This is a genomic window from Kosakonia sp. H7A (assembly GCF_003028445.1).
Taxonomy (GTDB): domain Bacteria; phylum Pseudomonadota; class Gammaproteobacteria; order Enterobacterales; family Enterobacteriaceae; genus Kosakonia; species Kosakonia radicincitans.
The window spans coordinates 19,057-43,478 of the sequence record NZ_PYTZ01000009.1 but is presented as its reverse complement, the minus strand read 5'-3'; the positions used below and the strand labels follow the sequence as shown (position 1 = coordinate 43,478).

General features: G+C 55.6%; 22 protein-coding genes. 6 read left to right on the top strand and 16 right to left on the bottom strand.

What is annotated here, in order from left to right; translation table 11 throughout:
- Positions 1–101 precede the first annotated feature (101 nt).
- Entirely contained in the window at positions 102–1,379 is a 1,278-nt protein-coding gene (gene csiE / locus CWM66_RS22980) for a stationary phase inducible protein CsiE (protein WP_090396303.1), read from the top strand.
- Here the strand turns inward: csiE and CWM66_RS22975 are convergent.
- Positions 1,376–2,527 (bottom strand): 3-phenylpropionate MFS transporter, encoded by a 1,152-nt coding sequence (locus tag CWM66_RS22975; RefSeq protein ID WP_007370796.1) that lies wholly within the window; start codon positions 2,525–2,527, stop codon positions 1,376–1,378. The two genes, csiE and CWM66_RS22975, sit on opposite strands and share 4 nt — an antisense overlap.
- A gap of 89 nt (positions 2,528–2,616) precedes the next feature.
- Positions 2,617–2,889, bottom strand: a complete 273-nt coding sequence (rcnR, locus tag CWM66_RS22970) for a Ni(II)/Co(II)-binding transcriptional repressor RcnR (RefSeq protein WP_007370795.1) — start codon at positions 2,887–2,889, stop codon at positions 2,617–2,619.
- 142 nt (positions 2,890–3,031) lie between these two features.
- Between rcnR and CWM66_RS22965 the strand changes: the two genes are divergently transcribed.
- On the top strand, positions 3,032–3,928 hold the full coding sequence (locus tag CWM66_RS22965; RefSeq protein WP_107147336.1) for a nickel/cobalt efflux protein RcnA: 897 nt from the start codon (positions 3,032–3,034) through the stop codon (positions 3,926–3,928).
- Positions 3,929–3,998: 70 nt separating this feature from the next.
- Here CWM66_RS22965 and glyA read toward each other — a convergent pair whose 3' ends face one another.
- Positions 3,999–5,252, bottom strand: a complete 1,254-nt coding sequence (gene glyA, locus CWM66_RS22960; protein ID WP_007370793.1) for a serine hydroxymethyltransferase — start codon at positions 5,250–5,252, stop codon at positions 3,999–4,001.
- Positions 5,253–5,564: 312 nt separating this feature from the next.
- Between glyA and hmpA the strand changes: the two genes are divergently transcribed.
- The gene (gene hmpA / locus CWM66_RS22950; RefSeq protein ID WP_035888203.1) at positions 5,565–6,749 is read left to right on the top strand and encodes an NO-inducible flavohemoprotein; all 1,185 of its coding nucleotides are present in this window, start codon (positions 5,565–5,567) and stop codon (positions 6,747–6,749) included.
- Positions 6,750–6,786: 37 nt separating this feature from the next.
- On the opposite strand, the gene glnB is transcribed toward hmpA, so the two are convergent.
- The 5 genes from glnB to purL form a co-directional block, all read right to left on the bottom strand.
- Positions 6,787–7,125, bottom strand: coding sequence for a nitrogen regulatory protein P-II (gene glnB, locus CWM66_RS22945; protein WP_002438074.1), 339 nt, complete (start codon positions 7,123–7,125; stop codon positions 6,787–6,789).
- Between the two features lie 74 nt (positions 7,126–7,199).
- Positions 7,200–8,537, bottom strand: coding sequence for a two-component system response regulator GlrR (gene glrR / locus CWM66_RS22940; protein WP_007370790.1), 1,338 nt, complete (start codon positions 8,535–8,537; stop codon positions 7,200–7,202).
- The gene (gene qseG / locus CWM66_RS22935) at positions 8,534–9,271 is read right to left on the bottom strand and encodes a two-component system QseEF-associated lipoprotein QseG (protein WP_071921192.1); all 738 of its coding nucleotides are present in this window, start codon (positions 9,269–9,271) and stop codon (positions 8,534–8,536) included. The genes glrR and qseG overlap by 4 nt, the downstream gene beginning before the upstream one ends.
- Positions 9,271–10,704, bottom strand: coding sequence for a two component system sensor histidine kinase QseE/GlrK (qseE, locus tag CWM66_RS22930; protein ID WP_007370788.1), 1,434 nt, complete (start codon positions 10,702–10,704; stop codon positions 9,271–9,273). Before qseE ends, qseG begins: the two co-directional genes overlap by 1 nt.
- A 534-nt stretch (positions 10,705–11,238) precedes the next feature.
- On the bottom strand, positions 11,239–15,126 hold the full coding sequence (purL, locus tag CWM66_RS22925) for a phosphoribosylformylglycinamidine synthase (RefSeq protein ID WP_107147335.1): 3,888 nt from the start codon (positions 15,124–15,126) through the stop codon (positions 11,239–11,241).
- Between the two features lie 268 nt (positions 15,127–15,394).
- On the opposite strand from purL, the gene mltF reads away from it, so the two are divergent.
- Positions 15,395–16,954, top strand: coding sequence for a membrane-bound lytic murein transglycosylase MltF (gene mltF / locus CWM66_RS22915; RefSeq protein WP_071921194.1), 1,560 nt, complete (start codon positions 15,395–15,397; stop codon positions 16,952–16,954).
- A gap of 39 nt (positions 16,955–16,993) precedes the next feature.
- Here the strand turns inward: mltF and tadA are convergent, their stop codons facing one another.
- Positions 16,994–17,512, bottom strand: coding sequence for a tRNA adenosine(34) deaminase TadA (tadA, locus tag CWM66_RS22910; RefSeq protein ID WP_007370784.1), 519 nt, complete (start codon positions 17,510–17,512; stop codon positions 16,994–16,996).
- A gap of 58 nt (positions 17,513–17,570) precedes the next feature.
- Complete coding sequence (yfhb, locus tag CWM66_RS22905; RefSeq protein WP_035888209.1) at positions 17,571–18,206, bottom strand: phosphatidylglycerophosphatase C; 636 nt, start codon at positions 18,204–18,206, stop codon at positions 17,571–17,573.
- Positions 18,207–18,491: 285 nt separating this feature from the next.
- On the opposite strand from yfhb, the gene CWM66_RS22900 reads away from it, so the two are divergent.
- Together CWM66_RS22900 and CWM66_RS22895 are read left to right on the top strand one after the other, a co-directional pair.
- Positions 18,492–19,340, top strand: a complete 849-nt coding sequence (locus tag CWM66_RS22900; RefSeq protein ID WP_007370782.1) for a MurR/RpiR family transcriptional regulator — start codon at positions 18,492–18,494, stop codon at positions 19,338–19,340.
- A 56-nt stretch (positions 19,341–19,396) separates the two neighbouring features.
- On the top strand, positions 19,397–19,657 hold the full coding sequence (locus CWM66_RS22895; protein ID WP_007370781.1) for a YfhL family 4Fe-4S dicluster ferredoxin: 261 nt from the start codon (positions 19,397–19,399) through the stop codon (positions 19,655–19,657).
- Here the strand turns inward: CWM66_RS22895 and acpS are convergent.
- The 6 genes from acpS to lepB all read right to left on the bottom strand — a co-directional run bounded on the left by acpS (position 19,654) and on the right by lepB (position 24,420).
- Positions 19,654–20,034, bottom strand: a complete 381-nt coding sequence (acpS, locus tag CWM66_RS22890; RefSeq protein ID WP_007370780.1) for a holo-ACP synthase — start codon at positions 20,032–20,034, stop codon at positions 19,654–19,656. The genes CWM66_RS22895 and acpS overlap by 4 nt on opposite strands.
- On the bottom strand, positions 20,034–20,765 hold the full coding sequence (pdxJ, locus tag CWM66_RS22885; protein WP_074778682.1) for a pyridoxine 5'-phosphate synthase: 732 nt from the start codon (positions 20,763–20,765) through the stop codon (positions 20,034–20,036). The genes acpS and pdxJ overlap by 1 nt, the downstream gene beginning before the upstream one ends.
- 65 nt (positions 20,766–20,830) lie before the next feature.
- Entirely contained in the window at positions 20,831–21,538 is a 708-nt protein-coding gene (gene recO, locus CWM66_RS22880) for a DNA repair protein RecO (RefSeq protein WP_079518375.1), read from the bottom strand.
- Positions 21,539–21,645: 107 nt separating this feature from the next.
- The gene (gene era / locus CWM66_RS22875) at positions 21,646–22,557 is read right to left on the bottom strand and encodes a GTPase Era (protein ID WP_007370777.1); all 912 of its coding nucleotides are present in this window, start codon (positions 22,555–22,557) and stop codon (positions 21,646–21,648) included.
- Positions 22,554–23,234 (bottom strand): ribonuclease III, encoded by a 681-nt coding sequence (gene rnc / locus CWM66_RS22870; protein WP_007370776.1) that lies wholly within the window; start codon positions 23,232–23,234, stop codon positions 22,554–22,556. The genes era and rnc overlap by 4 nt, the downstream gene beginning before the upstream one ends.
- A gap of 211 nt (positions 23,235–23,445) precedes the next feature.
- Positions 23,446–24,420 (bottom strand): signal peptidase I, encoded by a 975-nt coding sequence (gene lepB / locus CWM66_RS22865; RefSeq protein WP_007370775.1) that lies wholly within the window; start codon positions 24,418–24,420, stop codon positions 23,446–23,448.
- Positions 24,421–24,422: the final 2 nt, after the last annotated feature.

The following is a 24,422-nucleotide window of genomic DNA, read 5'->3' as shown; positions in this document are numbered from 1 at the left end:
GTGATGCTCTCCGGCAATCCTGAATGAAAGCACCGCGGCTTCGCTATCGCTGAGCATACCTTTAACTACGCTTATCAAACACCCTAACTGGAATCTGACAGATGACTATTGTAATGACACCGCCATCTGCGCTCTCCAGTCCGCAGCGCCGCTGCCAGGTGCTGTTGATGCTTGCCCTGCCGGGGCAAAGCGTCAGCCTGGAACATATCAGCGCCGTGAATGGCGTTGATGATGCCGCAGCCCGGCAGGATATTGACGAGACCAACAGTGAAATCCAGCGTTACCACCGGATTTCCATCGTGCGCCAGCACAACGGCAGCTATCGGATTGAAGGCGCTCCCCTCGACCAGCGCTTATGCCTGCTGCACTGGTTGCGTCGCGCGCTGCGGCTGTGCCCGCAATTTATCACGCAACAGTTTACCCCGTTGTTAAAAACAGCGCTTAAACAACAAGGCATTGCCCGAACCCTGTATGACGACACCAATCTGCGCGCCTTAATTAACCTCTGCGCCCGTCGTTTACAACGCTCGATTGAGTGCCGGGATATGCAGTTTCTCTGCCTCTACTTGCAGTATTGTCTGTTGCAAAACCATCACGGGCAGACGCCGGAATTTACCCCAGTGCAACAAACCTGGGCGCAAATGCGCGCCGAATACCTGGTCGCGCACGATATTGTGCGCCACTGGCAGCGCCGGGTAGCGGCAGTGCCGCAGGAAAATGAGCACCTGTTTCTGTCGCTGCTCTTTATGCTGGTGCGCACGCCCGATCCGCTTCGCGACCAGCATCAGCAGGATCGCCGTCTGCAACAGGCGATTGCCCGAATGATTGCCCGCTTTCACCAGCTTGCCGGGTTACATTTTAGCGATGAGCAAGGTTTAACCGCGCAGCTTTATATTCATCTGGCGCAAGCGCTGGATCGCTGTCTGTTTGGCATCGGCATTGATAACAGCCTGCCGGAAGAGATCCATCGCCTCTACCCACGTCTAATGCGCACCACGCGTGAGGCATTACAGGAACTGGAAGATGAATACGCACTGCGCTTTAGCGATGAAGAAGCGGGGCTGGTCGCGGTGATTTTCGGCGCCTGGCTGATGCAGGCGACCGACTTGCATGAGAAACAGGTGGTGTTGCTTACCGGCGATGACACGGCGCGCGAGCAGCAGATTGAGCAGCAACTACGCGAGTTAACGCTGCTGCCGCTGACCATCAACTACCTGCCGCTGGCGGAGTTTCGCAATGTGGGCGCACCAAAGGATGTGTCGTTAGTCATCACTCCTTACACCACACCGCTGCCGCTCTTTTCCCCGCCGCTCATCCATGCCGTCGAGTCGCTGAGTTCACAGCAACAACAGCATATTCGCACCATGCTGGAAGGTTAGCTGGCAACCGGCTGCTGGGCGGCCACTTTCGGTCGCAGGAACAGTGCCGGGATTGCCAGCAGCGCCATTACGAAAAACAACCCCTGATGCAGATATTCGAACAGGAAGCCTGCAAACATGGTCATCACGGCAATACTGCCGCCCATCGCCACGGCGGAATAAATCGCCTGTAAACGGATCACTTCGCTGCCCTTACGGGCGGAGATATAACGCATACCCGCAAGATGGCAAACGGTAAAGGTTCCGCAGTGCAGGATTTGTGTGGCAATCAGCCACGGTAACTCTGTGGTCCAACCCATCAAGCTCCAGCGCACCAGCCCGCAGACGGCGGAAAGCAGCAGTAGATCGCGGGCGCTGAAGCGGCGGAAAAGCCGGTTACTGAGGGCGAAGATCACCACTTCAGCCACCACGCCTAACGACCAAAGGTAGCCCACCGTCGAGGCGGAATAACCGGCCGATTGCCAGTAAATCGCACTGAAACCGTAGTAGGCAGCATGCGCGCCCTGCAGTAACGACACGCACGCCAGAAAACGCCAGTTTTGCACAAACAGCGCGCGCCAGGCTGACCAGCCAGCACCTTCCTGATGGCGGCTTTCACCCTGCGGCAGAATGGACGGGCGCAGCAGCATCCCCAGCAGCATTGAGGCGGCGCCCAGCGTCAGCATCGCCAGAATCGCCCGATAATCATAGAGGCTCACCAACTTACCGGTCAGCGCCGAGCCAATCACAAAGGCGATCGATCCCCATAACCGGACCCGGCCATAATCCATCGGGAACTGTTTTTGCCAGGTGCCCGCCAGCGCGTCGGTGAGCGGCACTAACGGTGAGAAAAAGAGGTTGAAACCGACAATGATCACCGCCAACCACGCAACATGGCTGCCAGCATAAAACGCCAGCGCAAACAGTAATGTCGCCAGCGCGAGCACACGTAGTGCGGTGATTAAACGGGAAGGATCGCTCACGCGCGGAGCAATCAGCAGGCTCCCCAGGAAACGAGCCACCAGCCCTGCGCCAAGCAGCATGCCAATGATTTCCGGCGTCAGGCCAACGCCTTTGAGCCAGACGCTCCAGAAGGGTAAGAAAATGCCGTAGCTAAAAAAGTAGGTGAAGTAAGCGAGCGCCAGCCAGCGCGTGGACTGCAAGACCATGATTTCCTCCTGAATGGTGGCGATAGTCTGGAGGCAAATGACAAGGCTTGCAAGTAACAATCAGATAACACGCGCGCTCGCGCAACTTATTAACGGATGTAGGAATCGAGTACGCTGAGCACGACATCGAGATCGGCCTCGCGCTTGATTTCATCGTTTTCATGGACAATGTGATCCGTCAAATGCCCCTTGATCACTTCGCGCATCAAGCCGTTTACTGCGCCACGAATGGCGGCGATTTGCTGCAAGACTTGCGAGCATTCATGGGGCTCGTCGAGCATTTTTTTCAGCGCCGCTACCTGCCCTTCAATTTTGCTGGCCCGCGCTTTCAGCTTTCGTTTATCCCTGATGGTATGCGACATACAGCCCTCTACTCATTCATGCGTAACGGATATCAGCATACCATGCATTAACTGGGGGGGAGTTTATTTCTACTGGGGGATAGTATTTTTTACTGGGGGGGAGTAGATTAAAGCGCACAAAATGTTATCGAGAATTATTCTCATGAACGACTTCACCACTCTTTTTCAGCAAGGGAATGCCTGGTTTTTTATCTCCAGCGCGATACTGCTTGGTGCGTTGCACGGCCTGGAACCGGGCCACTCAAAGACGATGATGGCAGCCTTTATCATCGCTATCAAAGGCACCGTCAAACAGGCGGTGATGCTGGGGCTGGCAGCCACGCTGTCGCATACGGTTGTCGTCTGGCTGATTGCGCTGGGCGGCATGTATCTCAGCGGCAAGTTCACGGCGCAATCTGTGGAGCCCTGGCTGCAAATGGTTTCTGCGGTCATCATCATCGGTACCGCAGCATGGATGTTTTTACGCACCTGGCAGGGTGAGCACGCCTGGAAAAATGATCATCACCACGACCACGAGCATCACCACCATCATTCTCACGATCACCACCATGATCATGAGCATTCGCATCACAGCCGCGGGCTGATCTTCCAGCCTGTTCAGGCCGTCAGTCTGGCGCAGCCGGCCATTCTGTCTGTGCGTAAGGTGGTGAAAGAAGAGGAGTATCAGGATGCGCACGAACGGGCGCATGCCAGGGATATTGAGCGTCGCTTTAACGGGACGGAAGTGACCAATGGGCAGATCCTGCTGTTTGGTCTGACCGGCGGGCTGATCCCCTGCCCGGCGGCGATCACCATTCTGCTGATCTGTATTCAGCTCAAAGCGCTGACGCTGGGCGCCACGCTGGTAATCTGTTTCAGTATCGGCCTTGCGCTGACGCTGGTCGCAGTCGGCGTCGGTGCAGCTTTTAGCGTACAGCAGGCGGCAAAACGCTGGTCCGGCTTCAATACGATCGCCCGTAAAGCCCCTTACTTCTCCAGCGCGCTGATCGCGCTGGTCGGAATGTATATGGGCATTCACGGTTACGCCAGCTTACAGTAATGCGCATTTGCCAGGCGACAGGCGTAAAAAAGGCCGCTCAATGCGGCCTTTTTGCTTTCAGATCTAATGCTTACGCGTAAACCGGGAAGCGTGCGCAGATATCCAGCACTTTCTGTTTGGTGCGCTCAATAACCGCTTCGTCATTGATGCTGTCCAGCACGTCACACATCCAGCCAGCCAGCTCTTTCACTTCCGCTTCTTTGAAGCCGCGACGAGTGACTGCCGGGCTGCCGATACGGATACCGGAAGTAACGAACGGGCTCTTCGGATCGTTCGGCACGCTGTTTTTGTTAACGGTGATGTTCGCACGACCCAGTGCAGCGTCTGCTTCTTTACCGGTCAGGTTTTTGTCTACCAGATCCAGCAGGAACAGGTGGTTGTCCGTACCGCCGGAAACCACTTTGTAACCGCGGCTCAGGAACACTTCAACCATCGCTTTGGCGTTTTTCGCGACCTGCTGCTGGTAGGCTTTGAACTCTGGCTCCATCGCTTCTTTCAGCGCCACCGCTTTACCGGCGATCACGTGCATCAGCGGGCCGCCCTGGCCGCCAGGGAAGACGGCGGAGTTCAGTTTTTTGTACAGCTCTTCGCTACCGCCTTTCGCCAGGATCAGGCCGCCGCGCGGACCCGCCAGGGTTTTGTGCGTGGTGGTAGTCACAACGTGTGCATGAGGAACCGGGTTCGGATAAACGCCTGCGGCGACCAGGCCAGCAACGTGCGCCATATCGACGAACAGGTAAGCGCCGATGCTGTCGGCAATTTCACGCATTTTCGCCCAGTCAACCACGCCGGAGTAAGCAGAGAAGCCGCCGATGATCATTTTCGGTTTGTGCTTCTGCGCTTGTTCATTCAGATCGTTGTAATCGATATGGCCAGTTTCATCGATGCCGTAAGGTACGATGTTGTACAGCTTGCCGGAGAAGTTCACCGGAGAGCCGTGAGTCAGGTGGCCGCCGTGCGCCAGGTTCATACCCAGCACGGTGTCGCCCGGCTCCAGCAGAGAGGTGTAAACCGCGAAGTTCGCCTGCGAACCGGAGTGCGGCTGCACGTTAGCGTAATCGGCGCCAAACAGCTCTTTTGCACGATCGATAGCCAGTTGCTCAACGATATCCACATATTCGCAACCGCCGTAGTAGCGCTTGCCTGGATAGCCTTCAGCATATTTGTTCGTCAGCTGAGAACCCTGAGCCTGCATCACACGCGGGCTGGTGTAGTTTTCGGAGGCGATTAGTTCAATGTGCTCTTCCTGACGTACTTTTTCTTGCTCCATAGCCTGCCACAATTCGGCATCATAATCGGCAATGTTCATTTCACGCTTTAACATCCGCATCTCCTGACTCAGCTAACAAAACAACTCTTTTCGAAGGCCCAATTTGGGGAACGGCTCACAGTATAACTGATTAATAACCCGATAACAGGTCTTGACAAAGGTTTTTACGCAAACGTTTGGCTCCGCACCAGACAAGGGTTTGAGCGATAACGCCATCCGGCGAGAAAACGGATTTCTTTTCAGGTTTGTGATGCAAGTTATTCACGTTCAAATCCCTTTACATTGTCGGCTCTTTACAAGCCAGTGCGCCGCGCTATAAGATGCATTTAAAATACAATTTTAAAGATTAACCAAAAGGAAGTCCCCATGCTCGACGCCCAAACCATCGCAACGGTAAAAGCCACCCTTCCCCTGCTGGCCGCGACCGGCCCGAAACTGACTGCCCATTTTTATGACCGTATGTTTACGCATAATCCGGAGCTGAAAGAGATCTTCAATATGAGCAACCAGCGCAACGGCGATCAGCGTGAAGCGCTGTTTAATGCCATTGCCGCATATGCCAGCAATATTGATAATCTCGCCGCCCTGCTGCCTGCGGTGGAAAAAATCGCCCAGAAACACACCAGCTTCCAGATCCAGCCGGAGCAGTACAACATCGTTGGCGCGCATCTGCTGGCAACGCTGGATGAGATGTTCAGCCCGGGCCAGGAAGTACTGGATGCCTGGGGAAAAGCCTACGGCGTGCTGGCGGGCGTCTTTATCAATCGCGAAGCGCAAATCTACAGCGAGCACGCCGAAAAAACCGGCGGCTGGCAAGGCACTCGCGCTTTCCGTCTGCGTGAGAAAATTTCGCAGAGCGCATTGATCACCAGTTTTGAATTTGAACCTGTCGATGGTCTGCCGGTTGCGGATTATCAGCCGGGGCAATATCTCGGCATCTGGCTGAAGCCGGAAGGTTTTACCCACCAGGAGATTCGTCAGTATTCGCTGACCCGCAAGCCGAATGGCAAAACGTACCGCATCGCCGTGAAACGCGAAGCAGGCGGTCAGGTTTCCGAATGGCTGCACGACGAAGCCAAACCGGGCGATATCGTTCATCTGGCCGCGCCTGCCGGGGATTTCTTTATGGCTATTCCGGCCACTACGCCAGTAACGCTGATTTCTGCCGGTGTCGGCCAGACACCGATGCTGGCAATGCTGGATCACCTGGCCAAAACGCAGCATCGTGCGCAGGTTAACTGGTTCCACGCCGCGCTTGATGGTCAGGTTCATGCTTTTGCTGATGAAGTCAGCCAGCTTGGCGCTTCACTCAACGGTTTCTACCAGCATGTCTGGTATCAGCAGCCGCAGGCGGCCGATTGCGGTCGTTTTCACAGTGAAGGATTAATGGATTTAAGCGCGCTGGAAGGGAAATTTAGCGATCCGGAGATGCAATTTTATCTGTGCGGCCCGGTCGGGTTTATGCAGTTTGCCGCCCAACAGCTTGTGGCGCTCGGCATTGCCAAAGAGAAGATTCACTACGAATGCTTTGGCCCGCATAAGGTGTTGTAAGTCAGTTTCCCTCACCCCATGGGGTGAGGGAGAAACATCAAATCGCGGCGTCGTCTTCTTCGCCAGTACGGATGCGCACCACGCGCGCCACGTCAAAGACAAAGATTTTACCGTCACCGATTTTGCCGGTTTGCGCCGTGCGGATAATGGTATCCACACAGGTATCAACGATATCGTCAGTCACCACGATTTCAATTTTCACTTTTGGCAGAAAGTCCACCATATACTCGGCGCCGCGATAAAGTTCGGTGTGCCCTTTCTGACGACCAAAACCTTTCACTTCGGTCACCGTCATCCCGGTGATGCCGACTTCCGCCAGCGCTTCGCGCACATCATCCAGTTTGAAAGGTTTAATAATCGCATCAATTTTTTTCATGGTCTTTCCTTACACGCTCTTACCAGTCTGCTGCATCGTAATCGGTTGCTCACAGTAGCATAATCATTTCGCCATTACTCTTTAAAGTCATTGGCGTCCAGCTCATGCCGGGAGAGCAATTTGTAGAATTCGGTGCGGTTGCGCCCCGCCATACGGGCAGCATGTGTCACATTACCTTTGGTGATTTGCAGCAGCTTGCGCAGGTAGTTGAGTTCAAACTGGTTGCGCGCTTCAACAAAGGTCGGCAGCGCGGTGTTTTCACCTTCCAGCGCCTGCTCGACCAGCGCGTCGCTGATCACCGGCGATGAGGTCAGCGCCACGCATTGCTCAATCACGTTCACCAACTGGCGCACGTTACCAGGCCAGGAGGCGGTCATTAAGCGCTTCATCGCATCGGTAGAAAAGGCGCGCACAAAGGGTTTATGCCGATCCGCTGCCTGGCGCAGCAGGTGATTAGCCAGTAGAGGAATATCTTCCGCACGCTCGGCCAGCGCTGGCAGCTTAAGACTCACCACATTCAGGCGATAGTAGAGATCTTCGCGGAATTCACCGCGCGCCATCGCTTTCGGCAAATCACGGTGCGTCGCCGAAATAATGCGTACATTAATATCAATATCGCGGTTGCTGCCGAGCGGACGCACTTTGCGCTCCTGCAACACACGTAACAGCTTGACCTGTAACGGGATCGGCATATCGCCAATCTCATCAAGAAACAGCGTACCGCCCTCTGCGGCCTGGAACAGACCTTCACGGCTACTGACCGCGCCGGTGAACGCGCCGCGCGCGTGGCCAAACAGCTCTGACTCCAGCAACTGCTCCGGCAGCGCGCCACAGTTAATGGCGATAAACGCGCTTTTGCTACGCGGGCTGGCATTGTGGATCGCCTGCGCCAGCACCTCTTTGCCGGTTCCGCTCTGGCCGTTAATCAGCACGCTCACATCCGATTGCGCCACCATACGCGCCTGCTCAAGCAGACGCAGCATTAGCGGGCTGCGGGTGACAATGGTTTCGTGCCACCGATCGTCGCTGGCGGAACCGCTATGTTCCAGCGCATCATCGATGGCTTTATACAGCGCATCTTTATCCACCGGCTTGGTCAGGAAACTGAAAACGCCCTGCTGGGTGGCGGCCACGGCATCAGGGATCGAACCGTGCGCCGTCAGGATAATCACCGGCATTCCCGGCTGCACACGCTGGATTTCAGCAAAAAGCTGCATGCCATCCATCTCATCCATGCGCAAATCGCTGATCACTAAATCGACCTTTTCCCTCGCGAGAATGCGCAACCCTTCCTGTCCGCTTTCTGCGGTGACAACGCTGTAGCCTTCGCTGGTGAGGCGCAACCCCAGCAGTTTCAGCAATCCAGGATCGTCATCCACTAACAACAAGTGGGCAGGTTTACGGCTGGTCATGGTTTCACATCCTCCTGAGTCGCATCCGTTTTCGGCGTGTGAACATTATCGGGCAGATCGGTAGCAGCAGGTTTGCTACGCGTGGAAAGGCGGCGCTCAATATCAGTGAGGGTTTCCAGTTTGCGCGTGGTCGTTTCCAGTTGCTCGCGCAGGAACTGTTGTTGCTGTCGCAGGCTGTCCAGCTCGCTGTCGGTGGATTGCTGAAGTTTACCGTAGCGGCTGCGCTCATCGGCGAGCTGCAATTTCGAGGCTTCGCCGTCGCGCCAGAGCTGGAAGATCGGACGAACCTGCGCCGGGATAACCGGGCTTAAGGCGTCCAGCTTGTCGTTATATTCCCGACGTTCCAGCGGCGAAATCTTCGCGCTGGAGAGCAAAATACCGCGTCGGAAAGTGGCCTGCCAGCTTTCATCAGACCATGAACGCGCTTCTGCACGCGCTGCCGCTGGCGCTAAACGCTGGGCGCAATCCATACTGCGCAGCCAGTAGAGTGGGTTATTGTCAACGTCCGGTCCCGATAACGACCAGATATCCTCACAGTCCGTTGCCAGAAAATCCGCCAGTTGATGATCGGGGAGTCTCACTTCCTGGTCGTCATGAATAGCGCTTTGCGGCTTCTGCGCCACGCAGCCCGCCAGTAACAGACAGGGAAGCGCACGAAGCCAGACGTTTTGCTGTGTAACCGCGTTAACCACGCGGGAAAAGAGATGCGACATACTCACCAGATATAGATTCATTAAATGGATTTTTCCGGCGTATTAAGCGGTAACTCAATACGGAAACAGACATCGGCTTTGCCGTCCGCCACCAGCTGCAGTTCACCCTGCATACGGCGGAGGCAATCTCTGGCGATACTTAACCCTAACCCGCTTCCTTTCACCGCCCCTTTCCTTTGGTGGCTTCCCTGGAAGAAAGGTTCAAAAATCATCTCTCGTTCGCTTTCAGGGATCGGCGTACCGGTATTTGCCACCTCAATACAAAGCCGGTTACCGGCTGTAAAACTGCGCAGATAAATGGTACCGGATTCAGCACCATAGTGCACCGCGTTGGAGTAAAGATTATCCAGCACGCTCATCAACAGCATCGGTTCGGCCAGGCAGCTTGCCGCATCCAGCGCGATCTCGGTATGCATCATTTTAGCTCGCGCTGGCAAACTGTGAGCGGAGATCACCATATCAATCAACGGTTCCAGCTCCACCTGTTCCAGTTCGACCGCGCCATCCGCCAGTTTGCGGTTGTAATCGAGCAGTTGTTCAATCAGCTTTTGCAGATTGCGACTGCTGGCATCGAGGATCTCCACCACCTCTTTCTGCTCTGCCGTCAGCGGCCCAACCACTTCATCAGCAAGCAGTTCCGTCCCTTCGCGCATGCTGGCGAGCGGCGTTTTAAGTTCATGGGAGAGATGGCGTAAAAATTGATGACGCTGGGATTCCAGCCAGGCCAGCCTTTCGCTGAGCCAGATAATGCGTTCGCCCACATAACGCAGTTCACGCGGCCCTTTAAACACCACGGAATGGCCCAGAGATCGCCCTTCTCCCAGCCGGTTGATCATGCGTTCGATTCCCTTCACCGGGCCGATGATCATGCGGGTAAACAACAGTACCAGGCCAAGGCTTACCAGGAACAGCACCAGCGCCTGCCAGCCGAAAAATTGCCCGCGTTCAGCGATCTCCAGTTGCAGTTGCTGCCCGCGCGAGAACACCACTGCGCGGGTGGATTGCACCATATCCGTATTGGCGGCGGCAAAGGCTTCAAGCTGCGCGGAAGCCGCTGCCGACGGGCCGCTGTTTTTACACTGCAACTGGGCAAGATCGCTGAGATCCTGACGTAACGCCTGGTAGAGTTTGTCATCCGGCAGCACGCCAGCATGCGCATCAAGCATTTCGCTGTAGCGTTTACGCTGATTCTGGTAAACCCGCGCCAGCGTTGCATCATCCAGCACGCAATACTGGCGATAGCTGCGCTCCATTTCGAGCGCCGCATTGGTCATCGCTTCGCTGCGACGTGCGTCAATCAACGTGGTGCGGTTGGTTTGCAGCGCCTGTGCGCTAAGCGCGTTCAGGCTTTGCCACGCCTGCCAGGCCAGAACCAGCAGCGGTAATAAAATCAGCAGGAACGCCATCATGACCAGTTGGCGCAGCGAGCGGGGAAAAACAGGCCAGCGTTTCAATGCAGTACTCTCACAGAAAAAGATACCGGAATGCTAACTGATTTAGTAAATGCCAGAAACAACAAAGCCGGGCTTTAACCCGGCTCTGTTTAAAAATTAGGCGGTGCCTAACTCGACGTTTCGCCCGATATCTGATAAAGCTACGCAATGATCAGCAGTTGGACGGCAGGCACCTTTAAGTGCGTCATTCTGAGTTTATGTAGCGCGTCCCGAAGGGGCTGACATAAGAAGGTGAATGAGCCACTGCCTGTTATTATGCATGTATTATGCCAATGTATAAATCATTATTTTAATATATTGATTATTAATGAATTTTTATCACCTGCCGGTAAAACAAAAATGTTTATCATTTCACCAACCTGTCGCTAATTAGCAACACCCATTCATCACCAAAAATAACTTATTAATAATCAATAGATTAAATGTCTCCTTTTAGAGACAGTAAGGAATATCTGTTGTCGGGAAATACCGACAGTTGAGCGGGCAAAAAAAAGCCCCCTTCCCGAAGGAAGAGGGCTTGTCTGCAACAGCCGATTAACCCAGTTGTTTACGGGCGTTGCGGAAGATGCGCATCCACGGGCTGTCCTCGCCCCAGTTTTCCGGGTGCCAGGAGTTGGAGACCGTACGGAACACGCGCTCCGGGTGCGGCATCATGATGGTTACGCGACCGCTTTCGCTGGTTACCGCCGTAATACCGTTCGGCGAACCGTTCGGGTTAGCCGGGTAGGTTTCCGTCACTTTGCCGAAGTTATCGACATAACGCAGCGCCACCAGCCCTTTGCTCTCAAGCTGAGCCAGATGCGCCGCGTCACGCACTTCGACACGACCTTCACCGTGAGAAACCGCGATCGGCATTTGTGAACCAACCATGCCGGCCAGCAGCAGCGACGGGCTTTGCGTCACTTCAACCAGGCTGAAGCGCGCTTCAAAGCGATCGGAGTGGTTACGCACAAAGCGCGGCCACAGTTCGCTACCCGGGATCAGCTCACGCAGGTTAGACATCATCTGGCATCCGTTACATACGCCCAGCGCCAGCGTCTGTGGACGATGGAAGAAGGTTTCAAACTCATCGCGTACGCGGTCGTTGAACAGAATCGACTTCGCCCAGCCTTCGCCCGCGCCCAATACGTCACCGTAAGAGAAGCCACCGCACGCTACCAGCGCGTGGAAGTTTTCCAGACCACTGCGCCCGGCCAGCAGATCGCTCATATGCACGTCGATAGCATCAAACCCGGCACGGTGGAAAGCGGCCGCCATTTCCACATGGGAGTTAACGCCCTGCTCACGCAGCACCGCCACTTTCGGACGCGCGCCGGTGGCAATAAACGGCGCAGCGATATCGGCATTGATATCGAACGACAGTTTTACGTTCAGGCCCGGATCGGCGTCATTCGCTTTCGCGTCATGCTCCTGATCCGCACATTCCGGGTTGTCGCGCAGGCGCTGCATCTGCCAGGTGGTTTCTGCCCACCACATACGCAGCGTGGTTCGGCTTTCGCTGAACACCGGCTGGCCGTTCGCCTCGATAACAAAGCGGTCACCGGAAACGGCACGGCCGAGATAATGAACATTGTCACCCAGACCGTAGGCCGCCAGTACGCTTTCCACCGCCTCACGATCGACGGCACGTACCTGAATCACCGCGCCCAGCTCTTCGTTAAACAGCGCGGCCAGACGATCGCTGCCCAGCGCCGCAATGTCAGCATTCACGCCGCAGTGGCCGGTAAAGGCCATTTCACTCAGCGTGACCAGCAAACCGCCATCGGAACGGTCGTGATAAGCAAGCAATTTACGATCGGCCACCAGCGCCTGAATCGCATCATAGAAGCCTTTTAATTGCTCAACGTTACGCACATCCGCAGGTTTGTCGCCCAGTTGACGGTAAACCTGCGCCAGCGCCGTCGCGCCCAGCGCGTTGTTGCCGTTGCCGAGATCGATCAGCAGCAAGGCGTTATCTTCCGTTGAAAGCTGCGGCGTCACCGTGTGGCGCACATCTTCCACGCGGGCAAAGGCAGTGATCACCAGCGACAACGGCGAGGTCATCTCGCGCTGCTCGCTGCCTTCCTGCCAGCGGGTTTTCATCGACATGGAGTCTTTACCCACCGGAATGGTCAGCCCCAGCGCCGGGCAAAGCTCTTCACCAACGGCTTTTACCGCCGCATACAGGCCCGCGTCTTCACCCGGGTGACCGGCTGCCGCCATCCAGTTGGCGGAGAGTTTGATACGTTTAATATCGCCAATCTGCGTCGCCGCAATATTGGTTAATGCTTCACCCACCGCCAGGCGAGCGGAAGCAGCAAAGTCGAGTAGCGCAACCGGCGCACGTTCGCCCAGCGCCATCGCTTCGCCGTAGTAGCTGTCAAGACTGGCGGTGGTGACCGCGCAGTTAGCGACCGGCACCTGCCACGGGCCAACCATCTGATCGCGGGAAACCATACCGGTCACCGTACGGTCGCCAATGGTGACGAGGAAGGTTTTTTCCGCCACGGTCGGCAGATGCAGCACGCGGTTTACCGCATCAGCCACAGAGATGCTTTGCGTATTGAAGGCATCGCCGGTCGCCTGACGGGTTTCTACGTCACGCGTCATTTTCGGCGTTTTACCCAGCAGCACATCCAGCGGCATGTCGATCGGCTGGTTGTTAAAGTGCTTGTCATTCAGCGTCAGGTGCTGCGCTTCGGTGGCTTCACCGATTACCGCGTACGGCGCGCGTTCGCGGCGGCAAAGCTCGTCAAACAGCGCCAGTTGATCGGCGGCAACCGCCAGCACATAGCGCTCCTGCGATTCGTTACACCAGATTTCCAGCGGGCTCATGCCCGGCTCATCACTGAGGATATCGCGCAGTTCGAAACGACCACCGCGACCGCCATCGCTCACCAGCTCCGGCATGGCGTTCGACAGACCGCCCGCGCCCACGTCATGAATAAAGAGGATCGGGTTGGCATCGCCCAGCTGCCAGCAGCGGTCGATCACTTCCTGGCAACGACGCTCCATCTCCGGGTTGTCACGCTGTACGGAAGCAAAATCGAGATCCGCATCAGACTGGCCGGAGGCCATAGAAGACGCCGCGCCGCCGCCGAGACCGATGTTCATCGCCGGGCCACCCAGCACGATCAGTTTCGCGCCAACGGTGATCTCGCCTTTCTGTACGTGATCCGCGCGGATGTTACCGATCCCACCTGCCAGCATGATCGGTTTGTGGTAGCCGCGCAGCTCTTCGCCGTTGTGGCTGTTTACTTTCTCTTCATAAGTACGGAAGTAACCATTCAGCGCCGGACGACCAAATTCGTTATTGAACGCTGCGCCGCCCAGCGGGCCGTCGGTCATAATATCCAGCGCGGTAACGATACGCTCCGGCTTACCAAAATCCTCTTCCCACGGCTGTTCAAAGCCCGGGATGCGCAGGTTGGAAACGGAGAAGCCCACCAGCCCGGCTTTCGGTTTCGCGCCGCGACCGGTCGCACCTTCATCGCGGATTTCGCCGCCGGAACCGGTCGCCGCCCCTGGCCACGGTGAAATCGCCGTCGGGTGGTTATGGGTTTCCACTTTCATCAGGATATGTGCCGGTTCCTGATGGAAATCGTAACGGCCTTCCCCGCGATCGGCGAAGAAGCGCCCCACTTCCGAACCTTCCATGACCGCCGCGTTGTCTTTGTAGGCTGACAGCACGAAGTCCGGGGTTTGCTCGAAGGTGTTTTTAATCATTTTGAACAGCGACTTCGGCTGCTGCTTGCCATCAATCACCCAGTCGGCGTTGAAAATTTTGTGGCGGCAGTGCTCGGAGTTCGCCTGGGCAAACATATAGAGTTCGATGTCGTTCGGGTTACGCCCCAGACGGGTGAACGCATCCTGCAAATAATCGATTTCGTCTTCCGCCAGCGCCAGGCCAAGACGCAGGTTCGCGTCGATCAGCGCCTGGCGGCCTTCGCCAAGCAGATCAACGCTCTGCACCGGTGCCGGTTGATGATGCTCAAACAGACGCGCAGCGTCCGCCTGCGAGGTGAACACACTCTCCATCATGCGGTCATGCAGTTCGGCGGCGACCTCATTCCACTGGGCATCACTCAGACCCGCCGCGTCAACGTAATACGCCACGCCGCGCTCAAGGCGATTGATTTTATTCAGTCCGCAGTTGTGGGCGATATCGGTCGCTTTGGAAGACCAGGGAGAGATGGTGCCAGGACGAGGCGTGACGAGCAGTAATTTTCCGGTCAGCGTATGGCTGCCAAGGCTCGGGCCGTATTTCAGCAGGCGCTGGAGCCGTGCGTACTCTTCGTCAGTAAGGCTCTCATTCAGATCGGCAAAGTGGGCATACTCGGCATAAATATTACTGACCGGGAGGTTGGCCGCCTGAAAACGCGCCAGCAGTTTGTTGATACGGAAAGCGGACAATGCAGGCGAACCACGCAGAATTTCCATCATAAGTCTCTCGTCTTCGAAGCGTCAGGGACGCTTTAAGTGTGCACCAGGGGGAAAACGGGCGTCATTATAGAGAATAGTGCGCGGCGACGAAACCGTTTGCGTCGAAATAAACCACGTCTGATTTTTTAACAATAGCTGTCGCCGACTGCTCTAATTAGTTGCCAACTGGCGTTTTGTTGCGCAAAATGCCGCTCAATCACCGACAAACCCTGTTGTTACCACGGTAAAAAATATTCTGAAGCAAAGCACTGCGCAGAGAATTAACTAATTGAAAAAATTTAAGATTAATTATCTGCTCATCGGCATTGTCACCCTGCTGCTGGCAGCGGCCCTGTGGCCTTCCATTCCCTGGTTCGGTAAAGCCGACAATCGCATCGCGGCGATCAAAGCACGCGGGGAATTGCGCATCAGTACGCTTTCCAGTCCGCTGAGCTATGCCGTCATTGACGGGAAAACCTCCGGGCTGGATTACGATCTGGCACAGCATTTTGCCGATTACCTCGGCGTCAAACTGAAAGTGACCGTACGGCAGAACATCAGCCAGCTTTTCGACGATCTCGATAATGATGACGCCGATATGCTTGCTGCTGGCCTTGTCTATAACAGCGAACGAATCAAAAACTACCAGACCGGTCCGGTCTACTACTCGGTTTCGCAGCAACTGGTTTATCGGGTAGGCAGCTATCGTCCGCGCTCTCTGCAATCGATCACCGCCGATCAATTAACCATCGCCCCCGGCCACGTTGCGCTGGATGATCTGCGCGAACTTAAAGAGAAAAAGTACCCGGATTTAAGCTGGAAAGTGGACGAAAAACTGGGCACGACAGCGCTGTTAGAACAGGTTGTCGAGGGCAAACTGAGTTATACCGTGGCCGATTCAGTGGCAATCAGCCTGTTCCAGCGCGTTCATCCGGAACTGGCCGTCGCGCTGGATATCACCGATGAACAGCCGGTGACCTGGTTCAGCAAGCGTGACGACGATAATACGCTGTCAGCGGCGATGCTCGACTTCTTCAACAATATGAATGAAGACGGCACGCTCGCCCGGCTGGAAGAGAAATACCTCGGCCACGGCGACGATTTTGACTATGTGGATACGCGCACTTTCCTGCGCGCAGTGGACAGCGTATTGCCCGATCTTCAGCCGATCTTTGAAAAATACGCGCAGGAGATCGACTGGCGGTTGCTGGCGGCCATTTCTTACCAGGAGTCGCACTGGGATTCGCAGGCCACCTCGCCCACCGGCGTGCGTGGCCTGATGATGCTGACCAAAAACACGGCGCAGAGCCTTGGCTTAAGCGATCGTACCGATGCTGAACAAAGCATCAGCGGCGGCGCCCGTTATCTGCTGGATATGATGAGCAAAGTGCCGGATAGCGTGCCGCAGGATGAGAAAATCTGGTTTGCGCTGGCGGCCTACAATATGGGTTACGCGCATATGCTTGATGCCCGCACGCTGACGGCGAAAACCAAAGGCAATCCCGATAGCTGGGCCGACGTCAAACAGCGGCTGCCGCTGCTGAGCCAGAAACCTTATTACAGTAAGCTGACTTACGGTTACGCCCGTGGTCATGAAGCTTATGCTTATGTGGAAAATATTCGTAAGTACGAAATTAGCCTGGTGGGTTATCTGCTGGAAAAAGAGAAAGTAGCCGCCAAAGCCCTGCAACTGGCGCAGAGTTATCCGGCAGTTTCGACAGATGAACTTAATCGCCCGGATTACGGCGTGATGCCCTTCAGCGCGCTGACGGCCAACGATGCCTTCCCGCGTAACCCGTTACTGGTGCCCGAAGCGCTGGTAAAAAATCCGCTTAAAGTCAATCGCTAGTTTTTCGGTCGGCGTGAATTGCCGGACGGCAGCTTCGCCTTATCCGGCCTGGAGATTTGGCGAATCCGGCGGCGATTTCTTCAGCGCTTTTTTCTCTATCCGGCGCTGGCGGAAAAAGTCGCTCAGCATAGCCGCACACTCGTCGCGCAACACACCCTCTTCCATTTCAATCCGGTGATTCATACCCGGATGATGCAGTACATCCAACAGCGATCCCGCCGCGCCCGTTTTGGCATCGCGCGCGCCAAACACCAGCCGCCCGATGCGGCTATGCACCATGGCACCGGCGCACATCACGCACGGCTCCAGCGTGACATATAACGTAGTATCGATCAGACGATAATTTTGCAGCACCAGCCCGCCCTGGCGTAGCGCCATGATTTCAGCATGGGCGGTCGGATCGTGGCGGCCAATCGGTCGGTTCCAGCCTTCGCCGATCACCTGGTCGTTATAAACCAGTACCGCGCCAACGGGGACTTCGCCCTCATCCCAGGCTCGCTTTGCCAGCGTCAGCGCATAGCGCATCCAGTACTCGTGATTCAGTTCAGGGTTGGACAAAGGGAAGTACTCCAGTGATTCAGGCGGGGCGCATTATACACAGCGCTCCGGTCAGGCACTACTCCAGTTGTTGCAGCTCACCGCGCGGCGTAACGCGCCAGCGGTGCTGGCAGAAATAAAGTAGCGGGTTATCCTGCTTGCTATCGCTGTAGCCGCTGTACAGGCGCAGCGGCGTGCCGATTTTACGCTCTAACTGCGCAACCTTTTCATGGCCAAGGCAGCGCATTGTTAACACCCAGCCGCCGTTACGCCGTTTGATTTGGCTGGCAATCAGATTCACGCGCGGCAGCCAGGGGGTATCAAAATAGACCTGCTCCACCAGCGGCTGCGGCGAACCGGTAATCAGCCAGATATCCGCATCGGCTGCCGCAAGGTAGTTGGTCAGCCTTGCCTGGACAACCGGAAATGCCGTTACGTGCCCGCGAAACCAGGCGACAAATTTCTGCTGGAGCGCCAGCAAATGGCGCTCGCTGTGACCAAACGTGCATCCCCACAGCAGCAAGCTCATCGGCCAGCGCGCGGCACGCCCTCTGATCAATAATCCGCCGATAATCACCGGCAACAGCGGCAATACCAGTAAGGCATTAAGCGGGTGATGGCGCAGTAAATAGCGCAGAAATGTCCCGAACATATCCTGCTGATGCAGTGTGCCATCAAGGTCAAAAAAAACGACGCGGCGCTCAGTGGTAGCCAAATGTTATCCCTCTGCCTGGTTTATCCCTGACCGCCAGCCTCCGGTTATGGCGATCACTCTTTCATAGCCTAACAGATAGAACCTCACATTTCCGGTAACGGCCACAATGACGATATCTCATCCACGCGCTGTGATCGGCCTGATCCTGGTCAAAAGCTGGTCATTGATATTTTGTATCAATAGAATTTTTAATTCATAATTATATGCTATTAATGGAATATTAAATTCTTTCGCCCGCTTAGCCGGGTGCGGCCACAGCGGCTGATGATACCTCCCGGAGACGTTATGAACTGTTTGATCCGCATTCGCCAGCGTTACCCTGGCCTGGCGCAGAGCGATAAAAAACTGGCGGAATTTCTGCTGGAAAACCCCGATCGCGCACGCCATTTAAGCTCACAACAGCTGGCAGCCGAAGCGGGCGTCAGCCAGTCGAGCGTGGTGAAATTCGCGCAGAAGATGGATTTTAAAGGTTTCCCGGCGATGAAGCTGGCGATCAGCGAAGCGCTGGCCAGCAATCCGAACCCCTACTCGATTCCGGTGCATAACAAAATTCGCGGCGACGATCCACTGCGGGTCGTTGGGGAAAAGCTGATCAATGAGTATCAAAGCGCCATGCATGCCTCGCTGGATGTCAACAGCGAAGAGAAGCTGCTGGAAAGTGTACGCCTGCTGCGCGACGCGCGGCGCATTATCCTGACGGGGATTGGCGCATCCGGGCTGGTTGCACGCAACTTCGGCTGGAAGCTGATGAAAATCGGCATTAACGCCGTCGTCGAGCAGGATATGCACGCCCTGCTGGCGACCGTACAGGCCATGGAGCCAGGCGATCTCCTGCTGCCAGTTTCCTATACCGGTGAACGGCGGGAGATCAATATGGCCGTAGATGAGACGCTGCGCGTGGGCGGTAAAGTTCTGGCGATTACCGGTTTTACGCCTAACGCGCTGCAACAACGCGCGACGCATTGCCTCTATACCATTGCCGAAGAGCAGGCGACGCGCAGCGCGGCGATCTCCTCCACCAGCGCGCAAATGATGCTGACGGATTTACTGTTTATGGCGCTGGTGCAGCAGGATCTGGAGCATGCGCCGGAGCGTATTCGCCACAGCGAGGAGCTGGTAAAAAAACTGGTTTGAACAGGGAATGATCGTATAATGCCCGCCCTGTTCGTGATGTTTCTGAGATTTTCCTGATGGCGCTGTTAATTACCAAAAAATGCATCAATTGCGATATGTGCGAACCGGAATGCCCGAACGAGGCGATTTCGATGGGCGACAGCATTTATGAAATTAACAGCGACCGTTGCACTGAATGTGTCGGGCACTATGAAACCCCGACCTGCCAGAAAGTGTGCCCGATCCCCAATACGATCCTCAAAGATCCCGCGCATGTGGAAAGCGAAGAACAACTGTGGGACAAGTTTGTCCTGATGCACCACGCCGATAAAATCTAGTTCTCGATAATCACCGTCGCGCAAGCGTAGTGGCGCTCATCCGCCAGCGTCACGTGCATACTGCGTACGCCCATTCTTTCCGCCATACGCTGCGCCTCTTCCCATAAACGCAGGCTCGGTTTGCCCAGTTCGTCATTAAAGACTTCGAACTGATTAAATGCCAGCCCGTTGCGGATCCCCGTGCCCAATGCTTTCGCTGCCGCTTCTTTCACAGCAAAGCGTTTTGCCAGGAAGCGAACCGGCTGCTGATGCGCCTGATAGATTTCCCACTCATTCGCGCTCAGCACCCGTCTGGCAAGGCGATCGCCGCTACGGGCGATCACCGCTTCGATGCGGGCTATCTCAACGATATCCGTACCAATTCCCAGAATCGCCATTAGCCGCGCGCTTCCAGCATCAGGCGTTTCATTTCGGCCACCGCCTCTTTCAGACCGCTCATTACCGCGCGGCCGATAATCGCATGGCCGATATTCAGCTCGTGCATCTCCGGCAGTGCAGCAATCGCTTTCACATTGTGATACGTCAAACCGTGACCAGCATTCACTTTCAGCCCCAGGCTCGCAGCATAGGTTGCCGCTTTGGCAATGCGTTCAAGTTCTTTTGCCTGTTCCGCATCGGTTTTGGCATCGGCATAGCAGCCGGTGTGGATCTCAATATAGGGCGCGCCAACCTCAGCGGCGGCTTTGATCTGTTCATCATCAGCATCGATAAACAGCGAAACAAGGATGCCCGCGGCCGCCAGGCGCTGGCAGGCATCACGCATTTTCTCGCGCTGACCGGCAACGTCCAGCCCGCCTTCAGTGGTGACTTCCTGGCGTTTTTCCGGCACCAGGCAGCAGAAGTGCGGCTTAGTTTCGCAAGCAATGCCCAGCATTTCTTCGGTAACCGCCATTTCCAGATTCATGCGCGTATGCAGGGTCTGGCGCAAAATGCGCACGTCGCGGTCGGTAATGTGACGGCGATCCTCACGCAGATGCACGGTGATGCCATCAGCACCCGCCTGCTCGGCAATAAACGCCGCCTGTACCGGATCCGGGTATGCGGTCCCGCGCGCATTACGCAGTGTGGCAATGTGATCAATATTGACGCCTAACAGTAATTCAGCCATGACAATCCTCGTATTTTTATGGGTTCCGGCGCGGTCTTCGCCCCGCCTGGCCTGTAATTTTTCCGCTATCGTTTGGGAACAAACTGCCGGAATAGCTCGCGGCTTTTCAGCGGTTTGCCACCAAGATACGGCTTTAACGCAATGCGGGTAAAGCGCTTTGCCGCGCGCAGGGTGTCAGCATCCGGAAACTCCCGCTCCGCCAGCGCGCGCAGATGTCGCCCGGTAAAAGTGCTGTTATCGATCACCACGCTGGCGATAAAGCCCTTCTCTTCACGGTAGCGGTAGGTCATTGCATCTTCCACCGGCTCGCCGCTGCCCGCGCAGTGGAGAAAATCCACGCCATAACCGAGATGGCCGAGCAGCGCCAGCTCAAAGCGGCGCAGGACAGGTTCCGGCGTGCCGGTTGCGCCAGCAAGCGCCTGGATACAGTGCAGATAATCAAAAAAGAGTTCTGAGAAGCGCGTCTCGTGCTCCAGCACTCTGGAGATGAGTTCGTTGACGTAGAGACCGCTGTAGAGCGTGATACCGCTCAGCGGCAGCGCCAGTGATACCGCTTCTGCGCTGCGCAGGGTTTTAACTTCACCGCGCCCGCTAAAGCGAACCAGCAGAGGGGTAAAAGGCTGCAAAGCGCCTTTCAGACTGGAGCGTTTCGAACGTGCACCTTTGGCGACAAGGCGCACACGGCCTGACTCTTCCGTGAAGACGTCCAGCATCAGGCTGGTTTCGCTCCAGGGGCGACTATGCAGAACAAATGCGCGCTGCCAGCCTTCCATGATGTTATGTCCGGCGTTCAGGTTGCAGATGCGCAAGCCAGCCGCTGACTTCAAGACTTACGGCCTGGCCGCCTGCCTGCAACCCGAAATTCATCGAGATGGCACGCTTAGAGATCGTCTACATAACCGAGACTGCGCAGGGCGCGCTCGTCATCGGCCCAGCCGGATTTCACTTTCACCCACAGTTCGAGGTGAACTTTGGCTTCGAACATCTCTTCCATATCTTTACGGGCTTCGATACCGATGGTCTTAATTTTGGAACCTTTGTTACCAATCACCATCTTCTTCTGCCCTTCGCGCTCAACCAGGATCAACCCGTTGATGTCGTAACCGCCGCGTTCATTGGTGACGAACTGTTCGATCTCCACGGTTACCGAGTAAGGTAACTCGGCGCCGAGGAAACGCATCAGTTTTTCACGGATGATCTCAGAAGCCATAAAGCGCTGGGAACGATCGGTCACGTAATCTTCCGGGAAGTGATGAATCGCTTCCGGCAGATGCTTACGCACGATGCTGGCGATGGTATCGACGTTGGTGCCGGTTTCCGCAGAGAGCGGCACGATATCGAGGAAATTCATCTGGCTTGCCAGGAATTGCAGGTGCGGCAGCAGATCCGCTTTTTCCTGCACGTTGTCAACTTTGTTGACCGCGAGGATCACCGGCACTTTACTGTCACGCAGTTTGTTGAGCACCATTTCGTCGTCCGGCGTCCATTTGGTGCCTTCGACAACAAAAATCACCAGCTCAACATCACCGATAGAACTGCTGGCCGCTTTGTTCATCAGGCGGTTAATGGCGCGTTTCTCTTCCATATGCAGCCCGGGGGTATCGACGTAGATCGCCTGATATTCCCCTTCGGTATGGATGCCGACGATACGGTGACGCGTGGTCTGCGCTTTGCGGGAAGTGATCGAAATCTTCTGCCCAAGCAGCTTGTTCAGAAGAGTGGATTTGCCGACGTTAGGACGCCCAACGATAGCGATAAACCCGCAGTAGCTTTTTTCAGTTTCAGTGCTCATTCCAACTCCAGTTTTTTCAGCGCCTGTTCGGCGGCAGCTTGTTCCGCCTTGCGACGGCTGGAACCCGTGCCAACCACCGGTTCACTCAGGCCGCTGACCTGGCAGTGGATAGTAAATTCCTGATCGTGCGCTTCGCCACGCACCTGCACTACCAGATAGGAAGGCAGCGGCAGATGGCGACCCTGCAAAAACTCCTGCAGGCGCGTTTTCGGATCTTTTTGTTTATCGCCAGGACTGATTTCGTCCAGACGCGTCTGATACCAGCTCAGGATTAATTGTTCGACGGTCTGGATATTGCTATCGAGAAATACTCCGCCAATTAATGCCTCAACGGTGTCCGCCAGAATAGATTCACGGCGAAAACCGCCGCTTTTCAATTCACCCGGCCCTAAACGCAGACATTCACCCAGTTCAAATTCGCGGGCGATTTCCGCCAGCGTATTTCCGCGCACCAGCGTCGCACGCATACGGCTCATATCACCTTCATCCACGCGCGGGAAACGATGATAAAGCGCATTTGCAATCACAAAACTTAAAATAGAGTCGCCGAGAAATTCGAGACGCTCATTATGTTTGCTACTGGCGCTGCGGTGGGTTAATGCCTGCTGCAACAGATCCTGATGTTGAAAAGTGTAGCCCAGCTTCCGCTGAAGCCGATTAATTACGATGGGATTCATGCGATACCAATAAATAAATGCGTCAACAATGCAGCACACGAAACCGACCTGAAAACAAACCAACGCGGTTTCGTGTGCCGTGGCTCTTGTGGGAACCAGTCCTAACTTCGGGGGAATATTCTATACGCAACGACCGGGGTTGTCGTTAGTCAGATGGGAATAATCTTGGAAATAATTCGGGGCGCAAGCGTAATGATTGCGCCCCGGCTAATTAATGAATTCCGCCGATACGATTCAGGCGTATGCCTGTCGGCCATTCACCTTCTTGTTTCTCGAAGCTCATCCAGATTGCCGTGGCCCGGCCCACCAGATTTTGCTCCGGTACAAAGCCCCAGTAACGGCTGTCCGCGCTGTTGTCACGGTTGTCGCCCATCATGAAGTAGTGACCCGGCGGCACAACCCACGTAGCCAGCGGCTGGTTCGACTGGCGATAGTAGATCCCCAGTTGATCCTGCGCGATAGGCACGGTCAGAATGCGGTGCGTCACATCACCCAGCGTCTCTTTGCGCTCGGCCAGACGCACGCCGTCGTCCATACTCTGCCCTTTCGGCATCTGGTAGAAACCGCTGCTCGCTTCACCGCCGGTACGACGGCCGAAAGTCTGCACAAAATCGCTCTCTTCCACATTGCTGTAAGTGATCGGCAGCGCGCTGCCGCATGCCTGGCCAGAGCTACAATTCGGCTGCACGGTAACCTGTTTGCTCACCGGATCGTACGTGACTTTATCGCCCGGAAGGCCAACTACACGCTTGATGTAGTCAAGACGCGGATCGTCCGGGTATTTAAATACAGCAATATCGCCGCGTTTCGGATGACCGGTTTCGATCAGCGTTTTCTGGTAGATCGGATCTTTAATGCCATAGGCAAATTTCTCCACCAGAATAAAATCGCCAATCAGCAGCGTCGGCATCATCGAACCTGACGGGATCTGGAACGGTTCGTAAATAAACGAACGCACGACCAGAACAATCGCCAGCACCGGGAATACAGAAGCGCCCGTTTCCAGCCAGCCCGGTTTCGGGCCGATTTTCTTCAGCGTTTTCGCATCCAGCGCATCACCTGTCGCAGCCTGCGCGGCGGCCTGACGTTCCCGGCGTTTCGGTGCAAAAATAAACTTATCAAGGCACCATAAAATTCCCGTCACCAGCGTCGCGATCACCAGTATCAGGGCAAACATGTTCGCCATGC